This is a genomic window from Rhodobacteraceae bacterium S2214, assembly GCA_025141675.1.
Classification (GTDB): Bacteria; Pseudomonadota; Alphaproteobacteria; order Rhodobacterales; family Rhodobacteraceae; genus Yoonia.
The window spans coordinates 1,421,381-1,441,034 of record CP081161.1; the positions used below are offsets into that span (position 1 = coordinate 1,421,381).

Consider the following 19,654-nt stretch of genomic DNA (forward strand, 5'->3'; position numbering starts at 1 on the left):
GTTGGGGTGATCGTTCGGTATTGCAGCCGAAACGAAAGGCCAGGCACAAAAAAGGCGACAGTTGATCTGCCGCCCTTTTAAATCTGTTTTGCTCGTCGGTCTTACCGACGGCGATCGCGACGGCTGCTCATCGGCTGGAAGGCCACGCCGACGTGGGCTTCGCAGTATGGTTTGCCAGATTGTACAGGCAGGCCACAGAACCAGAAGTCAGGTGTCGCAGGATCACCAACAGGCCATTTGCAGGTCTTTTCGGTCAATTCCATCAGGCTGATCTTCTTGGCCGTCTTTTCAACCTCATTAACCTTTGCCAATGCTTCCGGCGAAATTTCGTTCGCAGACGGCTGCGGCGGCAGCGGCTGGCCGGCTGGAATAATCGCGCGACGGGCGGCGGAAATAGGAATACCGTTTTCGTCCAGCAAAACCTCTTCCTTCACCGCAGGCACGGATGCCTTTGGCGTGGCTGGCTTTGGCTTGATCGCGGGTTTTGTTTCCATCTTTGTGGGTGCAGCGGGTGCTGCTTTTTCCTTGGCCGCAGGTTTAGCAGGCGCAGACGCACCTGATCCCGCACGGTTGGAAAGCCCAAGCCGATGCACTTTACCGATAACCGCGTTGCGGGTGACGCCGCCAAGTTCCTTGGCAATCTGGCTTGCCGACTGGCCTTCGCCCCACATTTTTTTGAGCGTCTCGACGCGCTCGTCTGTCCAGGACATGCAATTTCCTTATGTCAGGGTGCCGAATGTTTTGACATCTGGCCTTGTCTAATTCCTTGATCCCCTATTCTAAGCATTGCAAGCGGGGATGTGAAGCGCATCCGCTGAAATGAAATGAGGTATGGCAATGTCGGAACAGACAACTTTAGCAGCAAACATGGGTGAACGCCGGTTTGGGCGCGTGAACTGGACTGGCACAGCGACCTTAATGGAGCGTGAAGTCCGGCGGTTTATGAACGTCTGGTCGCAGACAATTATGGCGCCGTTGATCAATGCGGGCCTGTTGTTGATGATTTTCACCATCGCGATTGGTCCGAATCGTGGCGATGTGATGGGTGTCGATTTCATGACGTTTCTGGCCCCCGGTATCCTGACGATGACCGTTATTCAGAACGCTTTTGCAAACACATCGTCGTCGATGGCGTCTGCCAAAGTGCAGGGCAATATCGTCGATACGTTGATGCCGCCCTTGTCCGCGGGCGAACTGCTGGCAGGGTATATCTTCGGATCGTTTGCGCGGGGGGCGATGGTTGCCACAGTGATCGCGCTTGGGTCTTGGTTGTTCTTGGGTGTGGGCATGCAGAACCCGTTTTGGGTGATCACATTTGTTTTGCTCGGGTCCATCTTTATGGGCGGTTTGGGTTTGATTGCCGGTATCTATGCGAACAAATTTGACCAATTGTCCGCGATTTCGAACTTCATCGTGACGCCGCTCGCGTTTTTGTCGGGGACTTTTTATTCCATCGATGCGCTGCCTGCGTTGATGCAGACGCTGTGTCACATCAATCCGTTCTTCTACATCATCGACGGTGTCCGCTTTGGCATGATCGGCGTGAGCGACAGTAGCCCGTGGGTCGGGCTTGGCATTGTGGCGCTGGCCTGTGCGGTTGTGATGGCGATTTGCTGGACGTGGCTTGATCGCGGGTATCGGCTGAAGGCGTAACGCCTTTTCGCAAATATTTGGGGGCGGCAGCGCGTGTTACGACCGCTTTGCGCGGCCTTCTCGCCATGCCAGCAGCGCGGCGCCCCCGATAATGATCGCAGCACCCGTCCAACTGATGATGTCGGGGACTTGGTGGTAGAATAGCGCGTCGTAGATCGCCGCAAAGATCAGGGTCAGATAGCTGAAGGGCGTCACAAAACTGGCGTCCGCCCGCGCCATTGCGTTGATAAAACAGGTCTGGGCACCGGCCATAAGAACGCCGATGCCGGCAAGTGCCGCCCATTGGCCCATCGTCGGCATGGTCCAGAACGGGATCACGGCAATTGACGCGATCAGCAGGCCAAGCGCGTTGTTGATCAGCAATATCTGAAAAGGTGGCTCGCGGTCTGCCAGCTTTTTGATGAAAATCAGCTCCATCCCTAGCAGTGCAGCGGCCCCCAATGACAAAAGCCCGGCCCACTGAAACGTCTCAGGCCCGGGGCGTAACAAGATCATCGCGCCCAGCAAAGCCAGACCTGCCGCGGTCCAGCGCCATGGCCCAACCCGTTCGCCGAGCAGCGGGATTGCCAGCAACATCCCGAAGACCGGATTGAGAAAGCTGATGGCGGTTGCGTCGGGCAGGGGGATGAAGGCGACTGCCGCGAACATCAACGTTACGCCGCCCCAGCCGAACAAAGTACGTCCGATGTGGATCGGAAGCGCAGGTCGCGAAAATGTGGGCCGCATCACAAGGGTCGCAGTGCCAATCGCAAGGAATGCAAAAACAAAACGGGCGTGGCTGACTTGGAGCGGATGCAAGGGGTCGCCCAACACGCCCGTGCCGATGGTCTTGGCCAAGACCATGGTGCCCGCGATAAACGCGGTCGCGGTCAGCATAAATGCGATGGCAAGTGGCGGGTTCGGGCGTTTCAAAGTCATGCGACGGTCATTGTCCCAAACTGGGCCGCTGTAAAGCACCTGATTTAAGGGGTTCACAGGTCGTCCGCTGTCCGCTAAGTCAACCGTCATGAAGACACTGACCACACAGAACATCCGACGCCGACGCTAAGCCCGTCCGCCGTTTCTGCACGTCCTCTCTTCTTTTTCACAAATATCGTTGACTTAGCCCCTGCCGCTTGGCACCACTCGGGCTTCATTTTTCGCAAAGGCTGATCGCTATGATCCCCTCAATCTTGCCTACCTATTCTCGTGCTCCGATGTCCTTCGTCAAAGGCGAAGGGTCTTGGTTGATAGAAGCTGACGGACGACGTTTTCTGGATCTAGGCGCAGGGATCGCGGTGAATTCTTTGGGGCACGCGCACCCCAAATTGGTTGCAGCCCTGACAGAACAGGCGCAAGCGGTTTGGCACACATCGAACCTGTATCACATTCCGGCCCAGCAAAAGCTGGCGGATATGTTGGTCGAAAAGACATTTGCAGACACCGTGTTCTTTACGAATTCCGGGACAGAAGCCTGCGAATTGGCCGTGAAAATGGCGCGTAAGTACTGGTTTGAGAAAGGCCAGACCGATCGAACCGAGATCATCGCGTTCGAAGGATCGTTCCATGGGCGGTCATCCGCAGGGATTGCGGCGGCCGGGTCCGAGAAGATGACCAAGGGTTTTGGACCGCTTTTGCCGGGCTTCACGCATTTACCTTTGGGTGATCATGATGCGCTACAGGCGGCTATTAGCGACAAAACGGCGGCGATTATCGTGGAACCTGTATTGGGCGAAGGCGGGATTATCCCGCTGCCAGACGCCTGCCTGAAAGGGCTGCGCGACCTGTGCGATAGCCACGGTATTCTGATGATCCTTGACGAGGTGCAATGCGGTGTGGGCCGGACCGGTAAGCTGTTTGCGCACGAATGGGCAGGGGTCACACCTGACATTATGATGGTGGCCAAAGGCATCGGTGGCGGCTTCCCACTGGGCTGTGTGCTGGCGACCGAAGATGCGGCATCCGGCATGACGGCGGGCACGCATGGGTCCACTTATGGCGGCAACCCGTTGGGCTGTGCGGTCGGTTGCGCGGTCTTAGAAGAAGTCGGCAGCGACGCTTTCCTTGCAGAAGTGAACCGTAAGGCAGGTTTACTGCGCCAGAAATTGGAAGGTTTGGTTGCAGCGCATCCCGACGTGTTTGAACTGGTGCGCGGGTCTGGTCTGATGATGGGCATCAAATGCAAAAAGCCAAACATCGACGTGGTGAACGCGGGCTACGCGGCGGGCGTCATGACGGTGCCAGCGGCTGATAACGTGATCCGCCTGTTGCCAGCATTGAACATCCCGGACGAAGACATCGCTGAAGCGGTGACGCGTCTTAACATCGCGGCGGAAAGCCTTGGCTGACTTCTTTTGGCCCAAAATATCCCACGGGGGTTTGGGGGTGTGAAACCCCCAAGCGACCTCGCAAACAAGAGCATACAATGACACATTTTCTCGACATTCACACAACCGATCCTGCTGATCTGCACAAGATTATCGACCAAGCGAAATCAATGAAGACGGCACGCAAGGGCCTGCCCAAGGGCACACCGGACGCCGATACGCCGCTGGCCAATCACATGGTCGCGTTGATCTTTGAAAAGCCATCCACACGGACCCGCGTCAGTTTTGACGTTGGTGTGCGCCAGTTGGGCGGTCAGACAATGGTGCTGTCTGGTGCCGACATGCAATTGGGTCATGGTGAAACGATTGCAGACACTGCCCGCGTGTTGTCGCGTTACGTTGATTTGATCATGATACGGACATTTGAAGAGCAGACACTGCTCGACATGGCGGAATACGCAACTGTCCCTGTGATCAACGGTCTGACAAACCGCACCCACCCCTGCCAGATCATGGCGGATATCATGACGTTCGAAGAACATAACGGTCCAATCAAAGGCAAGAAGGTTGTGTGGTCCGGTGACGGGAACAACGTTTTTGCGAGCTTCGCCCATGCCGCCAAGCAGTTTGAATTTGATCTTGTCTTTACGGGGCCAGAACCGCTGGACCCAGAGCCTGCTTTGGCTGGTCTGTACACCACGGTGCGCGATCCGAATGAAGCCGTTGAAGGGGCTGATCTGGTCGTGACCGACACGTGGGTGTCGATGCACGACCCGCAATCCGCACGTGAACGTCGCCATAACCAACTGCGCGGTTATCAGGTAAATGACGCGTTGATGGCAAAGGCAAAGCCGGATTCATTGTTTATGCACTGCCTGCCGGCACACCGTGATGACGAAGCCACCAGTTCGGTGATGGATGGCAAACATTCGGTGATTTTTGACGAGGCCGAGAACCGGTTGCATGCCCAAAAGGCGATTATGCGTCACTGTTTGGGAGTCTAAGCGAGGATTTGCGCCGCCTTTGGCATAGCACCGCTGGAGGGGCCAGCCCCTCCAGACCTCCCGGGGATATTTTTGACCAAAAGAAGGGTCAGGTGCCGCGGGGTTTTGCCCTTAGCGTGGGGTCCGCTTGTGTTGGGTCTTCGGGCCATGGGTGGCGTGGGTAGCGGCCCCGCATGTCTTTGCGCACATCTGCGTAGGATGTTTTCCAGAAGTTCGGCAAGTCGGTTGTCGTTTGTACCGGCTTTTGTCCCGGTGAAAGCAGCGTGATCCGCAGTGGAGTTTTGCCGACTGTCGGGTGGCGGGTCACACCGAAGAGTTCTTGCAAACGCAGCGTGATTTCAGGGGCTTCGCCGTCGTAGTCGATGGGTGTCTTGCGCCCCATGGGGGTTGTGAAATGCGGTGGCACGGTCGTGTCGAGCCGTTGCATTTGCCCCCAGTCGAGCATTGATCGTAGCGCTTGCAATGCGTCGAAGTTTTTCCAATCGGCCGTGGTTTTTACGCCGTCTAGGTGCGGGAGAAGCCAGTCGTCGAGTGTCGCCATCAACCTCTCATCGGTCATGTCCGGCAGGCTGGGGTCACTGTCGCGTCCTAGTGCGACGCGGGCACGGAAACGGTTGGCCGCTGCTGAAAAACGCAGGCCGAGCTGCCTGATGCCGTCGCACATGGCGGTAGCGACCATCATCGGATCGGGGTCAGTCCAGTTGCGGTCGTCGAGGATGAGCGCCCCGAAGGTTTCTTGCTTGCGCGTCAGAACCCGCCCATCGCGCTTGGACCATGTGCAAATGTCGTGCCAGTGGATTTGATCGCCGTAGAGGTCGCGCAGAGTGGCTTCGTCGATTGCGGCGGCCTGTCTGATCTTTGCTTCGCGGGTGTCGCCGTCCAGATCTGTCGCGACGATCAGGCGCTGGCCCGCGAGGGTGTCGGCCGCGTCAAACACCGCCCCTTTGCCCCCTGACAGAACGTAGCGTGGCGCGTCCCCTTTGCGCCGTAGCCCGATCCGATCGGGATAGGCTAAGGCCAGTTGTGCGGCCAATTCCAGATGAGGTTTGTCGTCCAACCCTTTGGCAAGGCGGGGAATGTCAGCTTTGATCTGCTGTAGGGCCGCATGGTTGATTTGACCGGGGCCGTCGTAATTGCCACGTAAGGCCTTCATCCGCAACGACAGGTCAGCTGGTGCGCCACGTAGCGGATCGCGGGCGGATAGAAGGGCGGCTGTCGGGGCTGCCTGTTTGCCTGCAGTGAGAAGCATATGCCCCAAGCGCGGCTGGACTGGCAGCGCGGCGAGTTTACGGCCGTGCGCCGTGATTTTACCCTGTCCGTCGCGTGCGCCAAGTGTGGTGAGCAGCGCGCGCGCTTCGGCCAATGGTCCCGGTGGTGGTGGCGTCAGGAACGACAGGTCGTCGCTGCCCCAGACGTCAAGTTCTATGGCCAGCGGGGCGAGGTCTTCGACTTCGATGCCTGCGGGCGGGAATGCCGCGAGCGCCCCGTCTTCGCCTTTGGTCCAGAGCGCATATGCGTCCCCTGCCGCGACACGACCCGCCCGACCTGCGCGTTGGGTGGCTTCGGCGCGGCTGACTTTTTCGGTGACAAGGCGCGACATGCCCGAGTTCGGGTCGAACCGTGATCTGCGCGCGCGGCCTGCGTCGATGACAACCGTGATGTCTTCGATGGTCAGCGAGGTTTCGGCGATGGATGTGGCCAGCACGATTTTGCGACCCTGTGTGACTGGCGCGATGGCGGCGCGTTGGTCTTTGAAGGGCATCGCCCCATAAAGGGGGCGGATGTGATGGTCGGCGGGCAGGTTCAGGCGTTTCGCGGTTTCGCGGATTTCGCCCTCACCGGGGAGAAAGACGAGGATGCCGCCTGCGGATTGCGGCGCAATCTCGTGGATCATATCCGCCGTCGCATGTGCGATCCGCGTTTTCGGGGGCAGGGCGCGGGGTAGGTAATGGCGAGTGACGGGGAAGGTCCGGCCTTCGGAGGTGATGATCGGCGCGTCGTCCAAAAGAGCCGCGACGGGGGCTGCATCCAACGTGGCGGACATGACGACAATCTGCAGGTCATCACGCAGGACTTGGGCGATTTCCCAAACGAAGGCGAGGCCAAGGTCAGCGTTTAGTGACCGTTCGTGGAATTCGTCGAATATCACGGCACCGATGCCCGGTAGTTCGGGATCGGATTGGATCATGCGGGTCAGGATGCCTTCGGTCACGACCTCGATCCTGCTGCCCGATTTGCTATCGCCGCGCATGCGGTAACCGACGGTTTGGCCTGTTGTTTCCCCGAGTTGTTCCGCAAGGCGATCCGCTGCCGCCCGCGCGGCAAGGCGGCGGGGTTCGAGCATGATAATTTTGCCGGGGGTCACCTCCGCGTCGAGCATCGCCAATGGCACCCGCGACGTCTTACCTGCGCCAGGTGGGGCTTGCAGAACGGCGCGGTTGTGGCTGCGCAGGGCGGCAATCAGGTCCGGTAAGACGATATCGACGGGAAGTTTGGTCATGCTGCTTGGTGCGTGTTTGTGCGCATGGGGTCAAGCTGGGGGCGGATTTTCTGGAAAAATCCGTGCCTAGATCGCCATGCGAAATCTGGGGCCGCCGGGGTCTGGACGTGCCTCAAAACCACACGCGAGGTATGCGTTTTGCGCCGATGTATTTTCAGCCGCTGTTGCGATGTGCAGGTAGCTGCAGGCGTTGGCCGCCGCAAACCGCGCGGCTGTCTCGATGAAAGCACGCCCGACGCCTGCGCCCCTGTGCCCGTCGCGCAGGTAGAGATGGTTGATGTCGATCCCGCGCGCCCCGTCTGCGATCTTGGAGAGCGGAAGCAGCACCATGTAGCCGATCAATTGCCCGTCCAGAACCGCGACAAAGACATGCCACCACGGGTTTGGGCCTGTGGTGTCGCGTGTGACCGTTTCAATACTGGCGGTGCCGGTGTCATTGTGAAACGCGGTCAGTTCGTGGATCATCCGCACGACATCCGGAATGTCATCCGTTTCAAGCGGGCGGATTGTGAAAGGGGGCATCGGGGATCCTCAAAACGAAAAACCCGGCTGTTCTAAAACAACCGGGCCTTCCAATTCAAATCAACGGGACTGGCTTAAGCCGCAGTCGCCTTTGAGATCTCTTTTTTGACTTTGAGCGCGCCATCGGACAGCTCAGCGTCTTTTGCTTTCGCCATGAACGCGTCCAGACCACCACGGTGATCAACGGTGCGCAGGGCAGCGTTAGAGATACGGAATTTGAAAGAGCGGCCCAGAACGTCGGACTGCAAAGTCACGTCCTGAAGGTTTGGCAAGAACCGACGACGTGTACGGTTTTTCGCGTGGCTGACATTGTTGCCAGACATTGGGCCTTTTCCGGTAAGTTCGCAACGGCGCGACATATGATCATTCCTTGTCTTAGCAGGTGTCACACGCCCCTATGGCGGGTCACCTCGGTATCAGCAAAAGGGCCATGCGGGGCATAGCCATAAATCAGTTCCGGCCAGATATGAGGATTCCTGTCGTGCGTCAACCCAGATTGACGTGAAGTTGGCCCCAAAATGCCGATTGCGACAAAGCTGTCGTTCTTCGCCTGTTGCCATCGGCATATCGCATGTTAGGCGCGACGCATCAACGTGGTCGTTCAGCGGCCTGATTGCCCAGTATTCATTTAGACAGAAAAGGGGAAGACGATGGCCGCAGTGCTTACGTCGATCATTACATTCGGAACGGTGCTGGCCTTGGGCCTGACACTGTTTTGCACGATAAAGTGGTGGAATTTGCGTATTGTCGGGGTCACACCCGTCCCATTGTTCACGTTTATTGCGATTTTGTTCACATCCGGCTTGGATGTTGGGTTGATTATGTTCCCGCTGGCCTTCGATTATCCGCTCTATGCGGACACAGCGACAGAGCCTGCTTACGGGTTCACCAACCCCTTGGCGCTTGAATTCGGGTTTTGGGGGTTCCTGATCTGGGCCTTCTATTTCCTGACTGCGTTTTACTTCTGTGTGGTTGAACCGCGCGTGAAGTTTTTCGAAATTCCGGCGGTTAAATTGCTGAATAACATCGTGATCATCACAACCTGTGCCTTCACGGGCGCGTTGTTCCTGATCTACATGCCGTATTACATCGTTGAAGTGGGCGATGGTGAGACGATTTTGCCGGTCTTTTACCTGATCTGCTTCTTGGTGATTCTTCTGGCCGCGTTTTCGTCAACAGACATCAAGTTCGTGAAGATTCTATCAATCAGCTCCAGTGTGCTGTTCTTTGCCTTGATCGCATTCATGTGGTTGAACGCGGGCATGGGCTTTGCGGACTTCACGGGCACGGCTGGCAATATCAGCGGTTATTTCGCGAACATCCACAAATTCATCATTCCGCTTACGGATTACCATGAATTCTACCTGTTCTGGTGGTTTGCTTGGTCGATTATGATTGGCCAGTTTACCGCGCGTTTTGTGGGGGGCCTGAAGACGTGGCAGTTGCTGGCGTCATTGCTGGTGTTCCCATCGATCCCATTGGGTATCTGGTTCTCGGTTCTGTATTTCTACCACGAGAACGGCATTGCGACTGCGGGTGCGGCGAACTGGTTCATGACCATCGTCGGGATCATCTTTGTGATCAATTCATTCGACAGTTTGATCCGGCTTTACACAGATAACCTGAACTTGACGACGAACCGCTTGGGAACGGCGACCTATGTGCTGGGCAATGCGGTTGTGTTGTTTGCGCTGACGTTGTTGTTCCAAAGCCAGTGGCTGCAAATCCAGTGGGTCGGTTCGATTGTTGTCGGTATCTACTTGGCCTGTCTGGCCTACGTTGTTTTCGTCAAGCGTGACGCGGTGCTGGGGATCACACGGTCCCCCAAGGCCAATACGCTTGATTTCAGTAAAATCGACGACGCGTAAGTCAACATCACGATAGCGAAAGGGGCCCCGTTGGGCCCCTTTTGATTTGGGTCAAAGCACCCGCAGACGGATTTGTTATCCATAGGGAAGGATTTCCTGAAGGAGAGTTTTCATGTTCCGTCTCGCCACAATGCTTTACGCTATGATCGCCACGACATTGGCTGGCAGTTTGATCGTTGCGGCCTTGGTCGCTGGATACGACACATGGCTTCAACTGATCGTCGCGGCTTGTATCGGGGCTGTGCTGGCCGTGCCTGCCAGTTTCTATATTGCCCAAGCCATCGTCAAAAACGTGAAATAGGCCTGCAGCCTCAATCTGGCCAAGCGGCCGGATCAAGCTGCAACAGTGTGGACAGCTGCGCATAAAGTGCTGGTTCATGTTCTTGCAGCTGTTCTGCTTTTTCAAAGAATGCTTCGACTGAAACGGCCAAGAATTCCTGATGGTTCGTGGCCCCGTAAGCATCCAGCAAAGTCTTGCGCCCGCGCCGCACCTTTTTGAGATGCCTGTCGTAGGCGTCAACAAAGACCCGTTCCCATTGCGCGAATGACTGCCGCTTTTGGAGCACTGGAATGCCGTTCACACCCCCTGACAGGTCATCAAGCTGATGGGCGAATTCGTGAAGCACAACGTTGTGCCCGTCTTCATCGTTCATCGCACCCTGTTGGCTATGCGCCCAAGACAGGATCACAGGGCCGCGCGCCCAGCTTTCACCTAAGCGGATGACCCGTTCTTCTTTGACGACAAAACCGTCGCTCGATTTCCGAACCGAATGAAATGCGCTTGGATAGATCAGAATGGTCCGCAGGTTTTTGTACCATGCGTCGGTATTGACGATCAGCAGGCAGGCTTGGCCCGCGATGGACAGGACCATTTCATCGGTGACCTCTAGCCCGTCGCAGCCGTACATATCTGTCTGGTGCAGGAAGAGGTTGATCTTACCCTCTAATGGCGCGTGCAGTTCTGGCGGCAATCGCCGGATCAGCGGGACCTGTGTGTGAAGGATCGTGCGATCCGCGTCAGAGAGGGGGCTGACCAACAGGTGTTTGCGGGTCTGCGCCGCCGCCCATGACCTGTAGGCAAGATAGCAAAGGCCCGCGATGATCAGGATAGAGATCAGGTATATCATTGGTCCGCCTTATGATTGACGCAGGACGTGCGCGGCTGCGGCAGCGGGGGACATTGTCCCTGCAACGACTTGGCCTTCCATTTGCGTCAGACGGTCGCGCAGACCCGCATCTGCGGTCAGTTGCGCCATAAGCTGAAGGTGGACCTCTTCTTGGAACCAGTGCCGCGCTTGATCCGCGCGGGTTGTATCCCAGACGCCGTTATCTTGCCGCCACTGCATCAGCGTCTGCATCTGATCCCATGCCTCTGTCAGGCCTTCGGTTTCTAGCGCAGATACGGTGCGGGCCATCGGGAATCCGTCGGGATCTTGGGGGCGTTTACGCAACAACCGCAGCGCGCCTGCATAGTCGGCACAGGTGCGCGTGGCTCGGGCTTTCAATTCGCCGTCGGCCTTGTTGACCAAAACCATATCGGCGATTTCCATGATGCCGCGTTTGACGCCTTGCAGTTCATCCCCGCCAGCAGGGGCTAATAGCAAGACAAACAGGTCCGACATCTGCGCCACAACGGTTTCGGATTGACCAACGCCGACAGTCTCGATCAGTACAACGTCGTAACCTGCGGCTTCGCAGAGTGCCACTGCTTCGCGGGTGCGACGTGCAACGCCACCCAATTGGGTTTGCGATGGGGACGGGCGGATAAAGGCGTTAGGATCGCGGGCCAGAAAATCCATGCGGGTTTTGTCGCCAAGGATGGACCCGCCGGATCGGGCCGAAGACGGATCGACGGCCAGCACGGCAACCTTTTTGCCAAGACCCGTCAACATCAAGCCAAAGCTTTCGATGAAGGTCGATTTGCCAACACCGGGTGTCCCGGACAGACCGATGCGCAAGGCCTGCTTGCTGGTGCCTAAGGTGTCGAGCAAAGCAAGCGCGGTTGCGCGGTGATCATCCCGCGCGCTTTCGACAAGTGTAATCGCGCGGGCCAAGGCGCGGCGGTCACCGGATGCGATCTTGGCGGCGGTATCGGTCAGGGCTGCGGTGGTGTTCATTTGCGTGGTCATATCGCTTTTTATCGCGCCTTAGGGGGATGTCCACTGCGTCAAATCCACCAATTGATCATGGATGCGCCACAATCCGGCCCCTGTTTCATCCGATGGTTGCGCGAATGTCGATCGAATAACGCGTGTGGGACCTGCCTAATGATGAACAAAGATACGGTAATTTTCAGCTTTGTCGGCCCGCTGGGCGTTCGGGTGGAGGTCGGGCACACGCTGCTTGGGCTGCTCGCGATCCTGTTCTATTTCAGCATTGGCGTTGATCTGACCTACGCTGTGATGATCTGCGTCGCCATTGTGTTGGCGATCTACCTACACGAGCTGGGCCATGCTTGGGGCAACCAAATCCAAGGCGTTCCTGTCAGGCGGATCATGCTGCACGGGTCGGGGGGATTTTGCGAAAGCAAACGGACATCGAGCACTTATCAGCAAGAACTGATCGTGGCGATGGGCCCGATTGTGAACGCGACCCTTTGGGCGACTTGTTCGCTTTTTGATACCTTCATGTGGAACCATTGGGCGAATGCGGGGACCGAACCCAACTATCTGGCGTCCGAGGTTATGTATTTCATTTGGCTGTTCGGGCAGATCAATTTCTACCTTGCTGTGTTCAACATGATCCCTGTGCAGCCGCTGGATGGCGGTAAGTTATTCCATCTGCTGATGCTGCGTTTTATGCGCGGTGAGGCGGCCCAACAGGTCACAGGCGCAGTTGGTTTGGCCATGTCGATCATGTGGATTCCGGCCATGGTTGCCGTGTTCTACTTCCAAGGCTGGGTGCTGTTCTTTATCCCGTCCATTGCTGCGCATTACCGCATGATGCGGGGTGAACCTGCCTACTGATCCGAACCTGACCCGCGAAGCAATCCTTGCCCGAATGGCAAGCCCGTCATAGCATTCAAGCGTGATTGGTAAGGGGATTGGGTATGAAAACACCGTTTCATGTGTGGATCGTCGGGATCATAGCGCTGATTTGGAATGCGGGTGGCGCGTATGATTACGTGATGACGCAGACCGAAAACGAAGCCTATCTCGCGATGCTAAGCGACGCGCAAAAGGCGTTTCTTGATAACGGGCCGATCTGGTTCGAAACGGCGTGGGCTATTGGGGTCTGGTTTTCGATGTTGGGGGCTTTGTTGCTGCTGTTACGGTCACGTTTGGCGGGGCCTGCCTTTGGACTGTCGTTGGTCGGGCTGATTGTGTCGTCCGTTTACAGCTTTGGCATCGCGGACCGCACCGGAATGGATATGACGCCAACTCAACTCGGCTTTACGGTGGCCATCTATGTGGTGCTGGTGTTGCTGTGGATCTACGCGCGCGCCATGACGCGGCGCGGTGTTTTACGCTGACCTCAGATTTGGGGGCCAGCCCCCAAACCCCCGAGATATTTATGACCAAAAGAAGGGGGCAGCGCAGCCCTTAGCCGCATTGACGGCGGGCGGAATTGGCGAAGGCGCGGTAGCGTTGCCAGAATGCTTCGGAGCGTGGGTTGTCGGATTGCCGTGTGTCTTGGGCCAGCTGCGGTTCTTCGAAGAACTTCACCGCAAGGGACTGGTCAGAGCCGCTGAGCGATTGGTCAGCCACGCGTTGCACACATGAACACAGGCGGTTGCTGGCGGCGGACCTGTCCGCGTCGATACATGCTTTACCCACTTTGCCGTTCACGCCGGAACTACAGGCGGCGGTCAATGCTACAAGGGAAAGTGTCACAAATGCACGACGCATGGGGGCCTCTTTTTCGTCGAAATGGGATGCGTTAACTATGCCGCGCCCGCAGGCCTGATGCAATCAGACAAATTGCGCGCACGACTGTTTATGAGCGGTCAGTCGCCGTCGAATGCACACAGTGCGTGGACGTCCATGCCCATCGTTTCCAGCTTTTTGCGGCCGCCCAGATCGGGCAGATCGATGATGAATGCGCAGCCGATGACTTCTGCCCCCATTTTTTCGACCAGTTTGATGCCTGCCTCTGCCGTCCCGCCGGTTGCCAGCAGATCATCGACGATCAGAACCTTTTCGCCGGGCTGGAGGGCGTCGTCGTGCACTTCCATCACGGCTTCGCCGTATTCGAGCGTGTAGGCTTGTTCGATTGTCTTGCCGGGCAGTTTGCCCTTTTTGCGGATTGGCACAAAGCCAAGCGACAATTGGTGCGCAATCGCCCCGCCGAGGATGAAACCGCGCGCCTCTAGCCCCACGATCCGGTCAATTTTCACGCCGACGTAAGGGTGCAGCAACTGGTCGATGGCCAAACGGAACCCGCGCGGGTCGCTGAACAGCGTGGTCACGTCGCGGAACATGATCCCTTCGTGCGGGAAATCGGGGATCGTGCGAATGTAATCTTGGACGGTTTTCATCAGGTGTCTTCTTTCACAGCACGCGGCCTGCGACCGCATCTAGTTTTGCTACAAGGGTCGCATCCCGATGATCGGGTGCGGTCATAATCGCGTGTTCCAATGCCGTATCGCACCCGTGGGGGCAAGTCGTTGGGCGCTGGGTCAGCAAAGCGGGCAGGCGTGTGATCAGATCAGCGGCCTTGGTGCCGTTACCTTGGAGCGTTTTAATGACGTCGCTAACGTCCACCGCACCGTGATCGGGATGCCAACTGTCATAGTCGGTGACCATGGCGACGGTGATGTAGCAAATCTCAGCTTCGCGGGCGAGTTTGGCTTCGGGCATGTTGGTCATCCCGATCACATCGCAGGCCCACGATTTATACAGCTGCGATTCGGCCATTGATGAAAACTGCGGACCTTCCATCGCCAGATAGGTTCCGCCTTGGTGCATTGTGATGCCTGCGTCTTGGCCCGCTTGCAGACAGGCGTCGGACAGACGTTGGCAGGTCGGGTGGGCAACACTAACGTGACCTACGCACCCCGGACCGAAGAACGATTTCTCCCGCGCGAATGTCCGATCAATGAATTGATCGACAAGCACAAAGTCACCCGGCGCCATGTGGTCTTGGAACGATCCGCAGGCGCTGACGCTAATGATATCGGTCACGCCAAGCCGTTTGAGCGCGTCGATGTTGGCCTGATACGGCACGGTCGTTGGCGTGTACGTATGGCCCCGTCCGTGGCGTGGCAGAAACACCATGTCGGTCCCACCCAGTTGCCCTGTCAAAACCGCGTCGGATGGCGTCCCCCAAGGCGTTTCGACTGTTTCCCACTGCGCGTTTTCCAGACCAGCCATCTGATAGATGCCCGACCCGCCGATGATGCCTAATTTTGTCATGGATGTGCCCCTGTTGCCGCGCCACCAGACAAGCAGAGGGTTAACATGCTGACAAGAGGGCGTGCGCTGTGCTGCGTCAGTGGCGGTCAAGGCGTCGTAATTTTGACCTAAAGTACGTGTTTGAACGGGACATGAAATTAGCTTTACGCCTACTAAAACATGTACCTTTGCCTAAGGTGGATTACGTTATTGCGCGCCTGGCAATCGTCATCGTTTTTGTTGTCTTCCAATCTCGCGAGACCGTCATTCTTGGCTTCGAGATACATGCTTTAGGAGTCGCGGTTTGCACCTTTTTGCTTTTGAGTTTGGCTACGAACTGGGCAGCGGACAAGCCAATTGGTCGCATTCAGCAGGTGAACCGAAATGATGACATGCGGTCCATGCGATGGTTGGCGTCCGGCATAAGTTTCCTATTTGTGCTTTACGCCGCCATCATGCCATTTCTGCAAGATATATACGTTCAAGCGATATGCGTGTTTATCAGCTTTTGCGTCGTTTTGCAGCGGTACCGAAAGGTTATGACGCGGCCAAAACAATCCTCTGCCTCGCAATATGACAGGTGGGACGCTGAGTCGGCTGTCGTTATTGCCTGAATGAAGTTTTTTGCCCTATTTGGTTCGACTGTCATTGGCGCCTTTGCAGCGTTGTTTTTGCCTCCAATCGTGTGGATCGTTCATTTGAGCATATTTGTCCCGTTGAACGAATTCATTTGTGCGTGGTGTTTGGTGGTGTTGCTTGCGCGAGGTAGGATTACGCGTAAAACGTGGCGGAGCCTTCAACCTCCTAAATGAGAGATCTGTCATGACCCAAGCCATATCCCACGCCGAACTCGCGCGCCAAATCGCTGATATTGCGACGTTGGAGGGGGCATTCACTTTGCGGTCGGGCCAAGTGTCGAGCCGGTATTTCGACAAATACCGTTTCGAAGGCGATCCGAAGCTGTTGCAACCGTTGGCCAAAGAAATGGCAAAGCTGTTGCCCGCAGGGACAGAGATCATCGCAGGGCTGGAATTGGGCGGGGTGCCGTTGGTGACGGCGCTTTCGATTGAAACCGGACTGCCAGCGGCGTTCATCCGCAAGGAAGCGAAGACATACGGGACATGTCGCGCGATTGAAGGCCAAGATGTGGCTGGCAAGAAGGTGACATTCATTGAGGACGTGATCACCACAGGTGGTGCGGTGGCGGACGCCTACGGGTTGGCCAAGCAGGAAGACGCGAACGTGCTGGGGGTGATCTGTGCGATCTGGCGCGGTGAAGGCGATCCTGCGATTGCGAACGCGCCAACGCTGCCCGTCTATCCGGTCTTTACGCGCGCCGATCTGGAATAAGCGGCGCTGTTAAGCTGGTCTTCATTTTGTCAGGCTAGATTGCAGGTATTGAATGCCGGTTCATGGCTGTCACACCTGCGGGGGTGACATTTGGGCTGGCCTAGGGTAGGGGCGGGCGCAACTGACCTTCCTCACAGGATATCGATATGCCCCGCGCACTTCTGGCGAGCTTCGCCGATAGTATTGCTTTGACTGACAAGGACGCCCCGTTGAATGCGGGACGTCTCCGGACTGAAGTGTTGTCCGGTCTTACCGTGGCTTTGGCGCTTGTGCCTGAAGCCGTTGCTTTTGCCTTTGTGGCCGGTGTTCACCCACTGGTCGGTCTTTACGCCGCCTTTATCGTGGGTCTGATCACGGCGATCTTCGGCGGACGGCCGGGGATGATTTCAGGTGCGACAGGGGCCTTGGCGGTTGTGATGGTGTCGCTCGTGTCGTTGCACGGCGTGGAGTATCTGTTTGCGACTGTCATCTTGATGGGCCTGATCCAGATATTTGTGGGCATTATGAAGTGGGGTAAGTTTATCCGGCTTGTGCCGCATCCGGTGATGTTGGGCTTCGTGAACGGCCTCGCGATCGTTATTTTCTTGGCCCAGTTGGGGCAATTCCAAGTGCCGGGTACTGCCGAAGCATCTGGTCACGGTATGGCCAGCGGTGAATGGCTGTCGGGCATGCCGCTGTATCTGATGTTGGGTCTGGTCGTTGTGACAATGGCGATCATCTGGGTGATGCCAAAGATCACAACAGTCATTCCGGCCCCGTTGGCGGGCATTGGTATCGTGGCCGCGGTCGTGATCGGCTTTGGTCTGGATGTACCACGCGTTGGTGATTTGGCGTCCATTTCCGGTGGTTTGCCGCAGTTCCACGTGCCTTTCGGTGACGGGATGGGCATCTATGGAACAATGCTGGCACCGTTCAATCTGGAAACACTTTGGATTATCTTGCCATTCGCCCTGATCCTGTCGGCCATTGGCCTGATTGAAAGCCTGCTGACGCTGAACCTTGTTGGTGAAATGACCAACAAAAGGGGCGGTGCGTCACAAGAATGTATCGCACAGGGCGTGTCCAACACCGTGACCGGTTTCTTCGGTGGCATGGGCGGTTGTGCGATGATCGGTCAGTCGATGATCAACGTGAAATCCGGCGGCCGGACACGGATCGCGGGCATCGCCGCAGCGCTGTTCCTGCTTGCGTTCATCCTGTTTGCATCAGGCCTGATCGAACAAATCCCGCTGGCCGCACTGGTCGGTGTGATGTTCATGGTTGTGATCGGAACGTTCGCTTGGAACTCGCTGACGATCCTGCGTAAGGTCCCGAAAATGGACGCGTTTGTGACGATCCTTGTGACGATCGTAACCGTTTGGACCGACCTTGCGACGGCCGTTGTTGTTGGCGTGATTGTGTCGGCCTTGGCCTATTCATGGAACAACGCGACACGCATCTCTGCGAAAATCCACCAGACACCAGAGGGTGCAAAAGTCTACGGCGTGCAAGGCCCGCTGTTCTTCGGGTCATCCGAAGGGTTTGCCGAATTGTTCGACGTCCACAATGACCCATCCTTGGTGATCGTGGACTTTGCGGACAGCCGTGTCGTGGACCAATCTGCGTTGCAGGCCATCGAAGGCATCGCTGGCAAATACGAGGCACAAGGCAAGCAAATCCAGCTACGTCACCTCAGCCGCGACTGCCATAATCTGCTGTCAAAAGCGGGTCACCTTATGGTCGATAGTGACGATGATCCCGATTACGAAATCGCTGTGGATTACTCTGTCCGCACCGGCATTCTGGGCGGTCACTAAACAAAAATGGGGCCCCTGAAGTAGGGACCCCATACCTCCGGCGGGGATTTGGAAGACGTCAAAGAAACCCCGAACAGTCCCTAGTCTTGGCCGGGGCGCGTCAGGCTAAACAGGTCGCGGACTGTCGAATAATCCTTGTAGCCCAAGCGCGACAGCGGGCTGAACGATGTCACATCAAACATCCCGTCTTTCAAACACGCGTCCTCCATGTGGACGCCTGTCACCTCTCCGATGATCATCGTGTTGTAGTCGCCCGCGAGGTCCACGATCTGCGTCAATTTGCATTCCAAAGCTGCGGGGGATGCCGCAACGCGCGGACAATTGATGGTGTTGGATTCGGCCTTTTCCAACTCAGCCAGACCAAATTCGTCTTGATCTTTGTCCCATGGACCAGAGGTCACGTTCATCGCGTCTTTCAGTGCATAGCTGACGACATTGACCACAAACACGCCCGTTTCGCGGATATTAGCAACGCTATCTTTGGTCCCGTCGCGGTCCGGTTTCGCGCTTGTTGAGGAAAACATCACTTGCGGCGGGGTGTAGGCAACCGCGTTGAAGAAGGAATAGGGCGCGAGGTTATCCTTGCCATCCGCACCCCGGGTTGAAATCCAACCAATCGGGCGCGGCGTGACAATCGCATTAAACGGATTGTGCGGCAGTCCGTGCCCATTTTTTGGTTCATAAAACATGACGGTAGTCCCTTAACCTTTGTCTTCGTCTTGGGTAGCGTGGCGACAGCCCTTACACCAGACAAAAGCCCGAGCGACCCGCATGCAAGAGATCAAGATACATCTGGCGCGCGAAGTCCCCGACGACTGGTGGGAAGTCGAAGAACTGTATGACCTCACATTCGCACCGGGCCGGACCGCGTTGTCGTCTTATCGTTTGCGCGAAGACGTAGCGCCGCTGCCCGATCTATGCCTGACAGCCCGTGACCCATCGGGCGTTTTGGCGGGCGTCGTGCGATGTTGGCCCACACGTGTGGGTGACGCGCCTGCAGTTCTGTTGGGACCAATCGCCGTTCATCCAACCCGTCAAGGTGAAGGGATTGCCGCGATTTTGATGATGAATTGCATCGATGCTGCGCGATCTGCTGGCTGGTCACGTGTTCTGTTGGTGGGCGATCATCCCTATTACAAACGTTTCGGCTTTGATCCTGTGGCAGACGTCATTATGCCCCCGCCGACCAATCCGGATCGCGTCTTGGGGCTTTCGCTGGTTGATGGGGCTTGGGACGGCATCACGGGACAGGTTAGACGCCCAAAAGATTGCATTTGATCGGCAGAGGACCCATTTAGGTCGCATGAACAAATCGCAGAACG

22 protein-coding genes are annotated in these 19,654 nt (G+C 56.8%); 11 read left to right on the forward strand and 11 right to left on the reverse strand.

Going from position 1 to position 19,654, the window contains the following annotated elements; translation table 11 throughout:
• Positions 1–101: 101 nt before the first annotated feature.
• On the reverse strand, positions 102–710 hold the full coding sequence (locus tag K3729_07070; GenBank protein UWR00526.1) for a GcrA cell cycle regulator: 609 nt from the start codon (positions 708–710) through the stop codon (positions 102–104).
• Between the two features lie 157 nt (positions 711–867).
• Here K3729_07070 and K3729_07075 point away from each other — a divergent pair, with 157 nt between their 5' ends.
• Positions 868–1,653, forward strand: a complete 786-nt coding sequence (locus tag K3729_07075) for an ABC transporter permease (GenBank protein ID UWR00973.1) — start codon at positions 868–870, stop codon at positions 1,651–1,653.
• A gap of 36 nt (positions 1,654–1,689) precedes the next feature.
• Here the strand turns inward: K3729_07075 and K3729_07080 are convergent, their stop codons facing one another.
• Positions 1,690–2,571: a DMT family transporter gene (locus K3729_07080; protein UWR00527.1), complete on the reverse strand. Its 882-nt coding sequence runs from the start codon at positions 2,569–2,571 to the stop codon at positions 1,690–1,692.
• Positions 2,572–2,810: 239 nt separating this feature from the next.
• Between K3729_07080 and K3729_07085 the strand changes: the two genes are divergently transcribed.
• Together K3729_07085 and argF are read left to right on the forward strand one after the other, a co-directional pair.
• Positions 2,811–3,980 (forward strand): aspartate aminotransferase family protein, encoded by a 1,170-nt coding sequence (locus tag K3729_07085; protein ID UWR00528.1) that lies wholly within the window; start codon positions 2,811–2,813, stop codon positions 3,978–3,980.
• 77 nt (positions 3,981–4,057) lie between these two features.
• A complete protein-coding gene (argF, locus tag K3729_07090) occupies positions 4,058–4,963 on the forward strand; it encodes an ornithine carbamoyltransferase (protein UWR00529.1) in 906 nt (301 codons plus the stop codon).
• A gap of 88 nt (positions 4,964–5,051) precedes the next feature.
• Here the strand turns inward: argF and hrpB are convergent, their stop codons facing one another.
• The 3 genes from hrpB to rpmB form a co-directional block, all read right to left on the reverse strand.
• Positions 5,052–7,463, reverse strand: coding sequence for an ATP-dependent helicase HrpB (hrpB, locus tag K3729_07095; protein UWR00530.1), 2,412 nt, complete (start codon positions 7,461–7,463; stop codon positions 5,052–5,054).
• 66 nt (positions 7,464–7,529) lie between these two features.
• On the reverse strand, positions 7,530–7,985 hold the full coding sequence (locus tag K3729_07100; GenBank protein ID UWR00531.1) for a GNAT family N-acetyltransferase: 456 nt from the start codon (positions 7,983–7,985) through the stop codon (positions 7,530–7,532).
• A gap of 74 nt (positions 7,986–8,059) precedes the next feature.
• Positions 8,060–8,344 carry a 50S ribosomal protein L28 gene (gene rpmB / locus K3729_07105; protein UWR00532.1) on the reverse strand — a complete coding sequence of 95 codons (285 nt, stop codon included), beginning with the start codon at positions 8,342–8,344 and terminating at the stop codon, positions 8,060–8,062.
• 291 nt (positions 8,345–8,635) lie between these two features.
• Here rpmB and K3729_07110 point away from each other — a divergent pair, with 291 nt between their 5' ends.
• Together K3729_07110 and K3729_07115 are read left to right on the forward strand one after the other, a co-directional pair.
• Complete coding sequence (locus K3729_07110; protein UWR00533.1) at positions 8,636–9,853, forward strand: BCCT family transporter; 1,218 nt, start codon at positions 8,636–8,638, stop codon at positions 9,851–9,853.
• Positions 9,854–9,965: 112 nt separating this feature from the next.
• A complete protein-coding gene (locus tag K3729_07115; GenBank protein ID UWR00534.1) occupies positions 9,966–10,154 on the forward strand; it encodes a CTP synthetase in 189 nt (62 codons plus the stop codon).
• A gap of 10 nt (positions 10,155–10,164) precedes the next feature.
• Here the strand turns inward: K3729_07115 and K3729_07120 are convergent, their stop codons facing one another.
• The gene (locus K3729_07120; GenBank protein UWR00535.1) at positions 10,165–10,980 is read right to left on the reverse strand and encodes a zinc-dependent peptidase; all 816 of its coding nucleotides are present in this window, start codon (positions 10,978–10,980) and stop codon (positions 10,165–10,167) included.
• Positions 10,981–10,989: 9 nt separating this feature from the next.
• Complete coding sequence (gene meaB, locus K3729_07125) at positions 10,990–11,970, reverse strand: methylmalonyl Co-A mutase-associated GTPase MeaB (protein UWR00536.1); 981 nt, start codon at positions 11,968–11,970, stop codon at positions 10,990–10,992.
• A 150-nt stretch (positions 11,971–12,120) separates the two neighbouring features.
• On the opposite strand from meaB, the gene K3729_07130 reads away from it, so the two are divergent.
• Both K3729_07130 and K3729_07135 read left to right on the forward strand, forming a co-directional pair.
• Positions 12,121–12,819 carry a site-2 protease family protein gene (locus K3729_07130; protein UWR00537.1) on the forward strand — a complete coding sequence of 233 codons (699 nt, stop codon included), beginning with the start codon at positions 12,121–12,123 and terminating at the stop codon, positions 12,817–12,819.
• Between the two features lie 83 nt (positions 12,820–12,902).
• A complete protein-coding gene (locus K3729_07135) occupies positions 12,903–13,325 on the forward strand; it encodes a hypothetical protein (GenBank protein ID UWR00538.1) in 423 nt (140 codons plus the stop codon).
• A gap of 70 nt (positions 13,326–13,395) precedes the next feature.
• Here the strand turns inward: K3729_07135 and K3729_07140 are convergent, their stop codons facing one another.
• From K3729_07140 to K3729_07150, 3 genes are all read right to left on the reverse strand, one after another.
• Entirely contained in the window at positions 13,396–13,701 is a 306-nt protein-coding gene (locus K3729_07140; GenBank protein ID UWR00539.1) for an arginine transporter, read from the reverse strand.
• Positions 13,702–13,799: 98 nt separating this feature from the next.
• Positions 13,800–14,330, reverse strand: a complete 531-nt coding sequence (locus K3729_07145) for an adenine phosphoribosyltransferase (protein ID UWR00540.1) — start codon at positions 14,328–14,330, stop codon at positions 13,800–13,802.
• A 13-nt stretch (positions 14,331–14,343) separates the two neighbouring features.
• Positions 14,344–15,207 (reverse strand): S-methyl-5'-thioadenosine phosphorylase, encoded by an 864-nt coding sequence (locus tag K3729_07150; GenBank protein ID UWR00541.1) that lies wholly within the window; start codon positions 15,205–15,207, stop codon positions 14,344–14,346.
• A 131-nt stretch (positions 15,208–15,338) separates the two neighbouring features.
• Here K3729_07150 and K3729_07155 point away from each other — a divergent pair, with 131 nt between their 5' ends.
• From K3729_07155 to K3729_07165, 3 genes are all read left to right on the forward strand, one after another.
• Positions 15,339–15,800: a hypothetical protein gene (locus K3729_07155; protein UWR00542.1), complete on the forward strand. Its 462-nt coding sequence runs from the start codon at positions 15,339–15,341 to the stop codon at positions 15,798–15,800.
• A gap of 208 nt (positions 15,801–16,008) precedes the next feature.
• Positions 16,009–16,536 carry an orotate phosphoribosyltransferase gene (pyrE, locus tag K3729_07160; protein ID UWR00543.1) on the forward strand — a complete coding sequence of 176 codons (528 nt, stop codon included), beginning with the start codon at positions 16,009–16,011 and terminating at the stop codon, positions 16,534–16,536.
• 146 nt (positions 16,537–16,682) lie between these two features.
• Complete coding sequence (locus tag K3729_07165; protein UWR00544.1) at positions 16,683–18,332, forward strand: SulP family inorganic anion transporter; 1,650 nt, start codon at positions 16,683–16,685, stop codon at positions 18,330–18,332.
• An 80-nt stretch (positions 18,333–18,412) separates the two neighbouring features.
• Here K3729_07165 and K3729_07170 read toward each other — a convergent pair whose 3' ends face one another.
• Positions 18,413–19,021, reverse strand: a complete 609-nt coding sequence (locus K3729_07170) for a flavin reductase family protein (protein ID UWR00545.1) — start codon at positions 19,019–19,021, stop codon at positions 18,413–18,415.
• 82 nt (positions 19,022–19,103) lie between these two features.
• Here K3729_07170 and K3729_07175 point away from each other — a divergent pair, with 82 nt between their 5' ends.
• Positions 19,104–19,610 carry an N-acetyltransferase gene (locus K3729_07175; protein UWR00546.1) on the forward strand — a complete coding sequence of 169 codons (507 nt, stop codon included), beginning with the start codon at positions 19,104–19,106 and terminating at the stop codon, positions 19,608–19,610.
• Positions 19,611–19,654 lie beyond the last annotated feature (44 nt).

Coding starts and splice junctions, on each gene's coding strand:
- K3729_07070 (UWR00526.1), bottom strand. CDS start 710: ATGTCCTGGACAGACGAGCGCGTCGAGACGCTCAAAAAAATGTGGGGC.
- K3729_07075 (UWR00973.1), top strand. CDS start 868: ATGGGTGAACGCCGGTTTGGGCGCGTGAACTGGACTGGCACAGCGACC.
- K3729_07080 (UWR00527.1), bottom strand. CDS start 2,571: ATGACTTTGAAACGCCCGAACCCGCCACTTGCCATCGCATTTATGCTG.
- K3729_07085 (UWR00528.1), top strand. CDS start 2,811: ATGATCCCCTCAATCTTGCCTACCTATTCTCGTGCTCCGATGTCCTTC.
- argF (UWR00529.1), top strand. CDS start 4,058: ATGACACATTTTCTCGACATTCACACAACCGATCCTGCTGATCTGCAC.
- hrpB (UWR00530.1), bottom strand. CDS start 7,463: ATGACCAAACTTCCCGTCGATATCGTCTTACCGGACCTGATTGCCGCC.
- K3729_07100 (UWR00531.1), bottom strand. CDS start 7,985: ATGCCCCCTTTCACAATCCGCCCGCTTGAAACGGATGACATTCCGGAT.
- rpmB (UWR00532.1), bottom strand. CDS start 8,344: ATGTCGCGCCGTTGCGAACTTACCGGAAAAGGCCCAATGTCTGGCAAC.
- K3729_07110 (UWR00533.1), top strand. CDS start 8,636: ATGGCCGCAGTGCTTACGTCGATCATTACATTCGGAACGGTGCTGGCC.
- K3729_07115 (UWR00534.1), top strand. CDS start 9,966: ATGTTCCGTCTCGCCACAATGCTTTACGCTATGATCGCCACGACATTG.
- K3729_07120 (UWR00535.1), bottom strand. CDS start 10,980: ATGATATACCTGATCTCTATCCTGATCATCGCGGGCCTTTGCTATCTT.
- meaB (UWR00536.1), bottom strand. CDS start 11,970: ATGAACACCACCGCAGCCCTGACCGATACCGCCGCCAAGATCGCATCC.
- K3729_07130 (UWR00537.1), top strand. CDS start 12,121: ATGATGAACAAAGATACGGTAATTTTCAGCTTTGTCGGCCCGCTGGGC.
- K3729_07135 (UWR00538.1), top strand. CDS start 12,903: ATGAAAACACCGTTTCATGTGTGGATCGTCGGGATCATAGCGCTGATT.
- K3729_07140 (UWR00539.1), bottom strand. CDS start 13,701: ATGCGTCGTGCATTTGTGACACTTTCCCTTGTAGCATTGACCGCCGCC.
- K3729_07145 (UWR00540.1), bottom strand. CDS start 14,330: ATGAAAACCGTCCAAGATTACATTCGCACGATCCCCGATTTCCCGCAC.
- K3729_07150 (UWR00541.1), bottom strand. CDS start 15,207: ATGACAAAATTAGGCATCATCGGCGGGTCGGGCATCTATCAGATGGCT.
- K3729_07155 (UWR00542.1), top strand. CDS start 15,339: ATGAAATTAGCTTTACGCCTACTAAAACATGTACCTTTGCCTAAGGTG.
- pyrE (UWR00543.1), top strand. CDS start 16,009: ATGACCCAAGCCATATCCCACGCCGAACTCGCGCGCCAAATCGCTGAT.
- K3729_07165 (UWR00544.1), top strand. CDS start 16,683: ATGCCCCGCGCACTTCTGGCGAGCTTCGCCGATAGTATTGCTTTGACT.
- K3729_07170 (UWR00545.1), bottom strand. CDS start 19,021: ATGTTTTATGAACCAAAAAATGGGCACGGACTGCCGCACAATCCGTTT.
- K3729_07175 (UWR00546.1), top strand. CDS start 19,104: ATGCAAGAGATCAAGATACATCTGGCGCGCGAAGTCCCCGACGACTGG.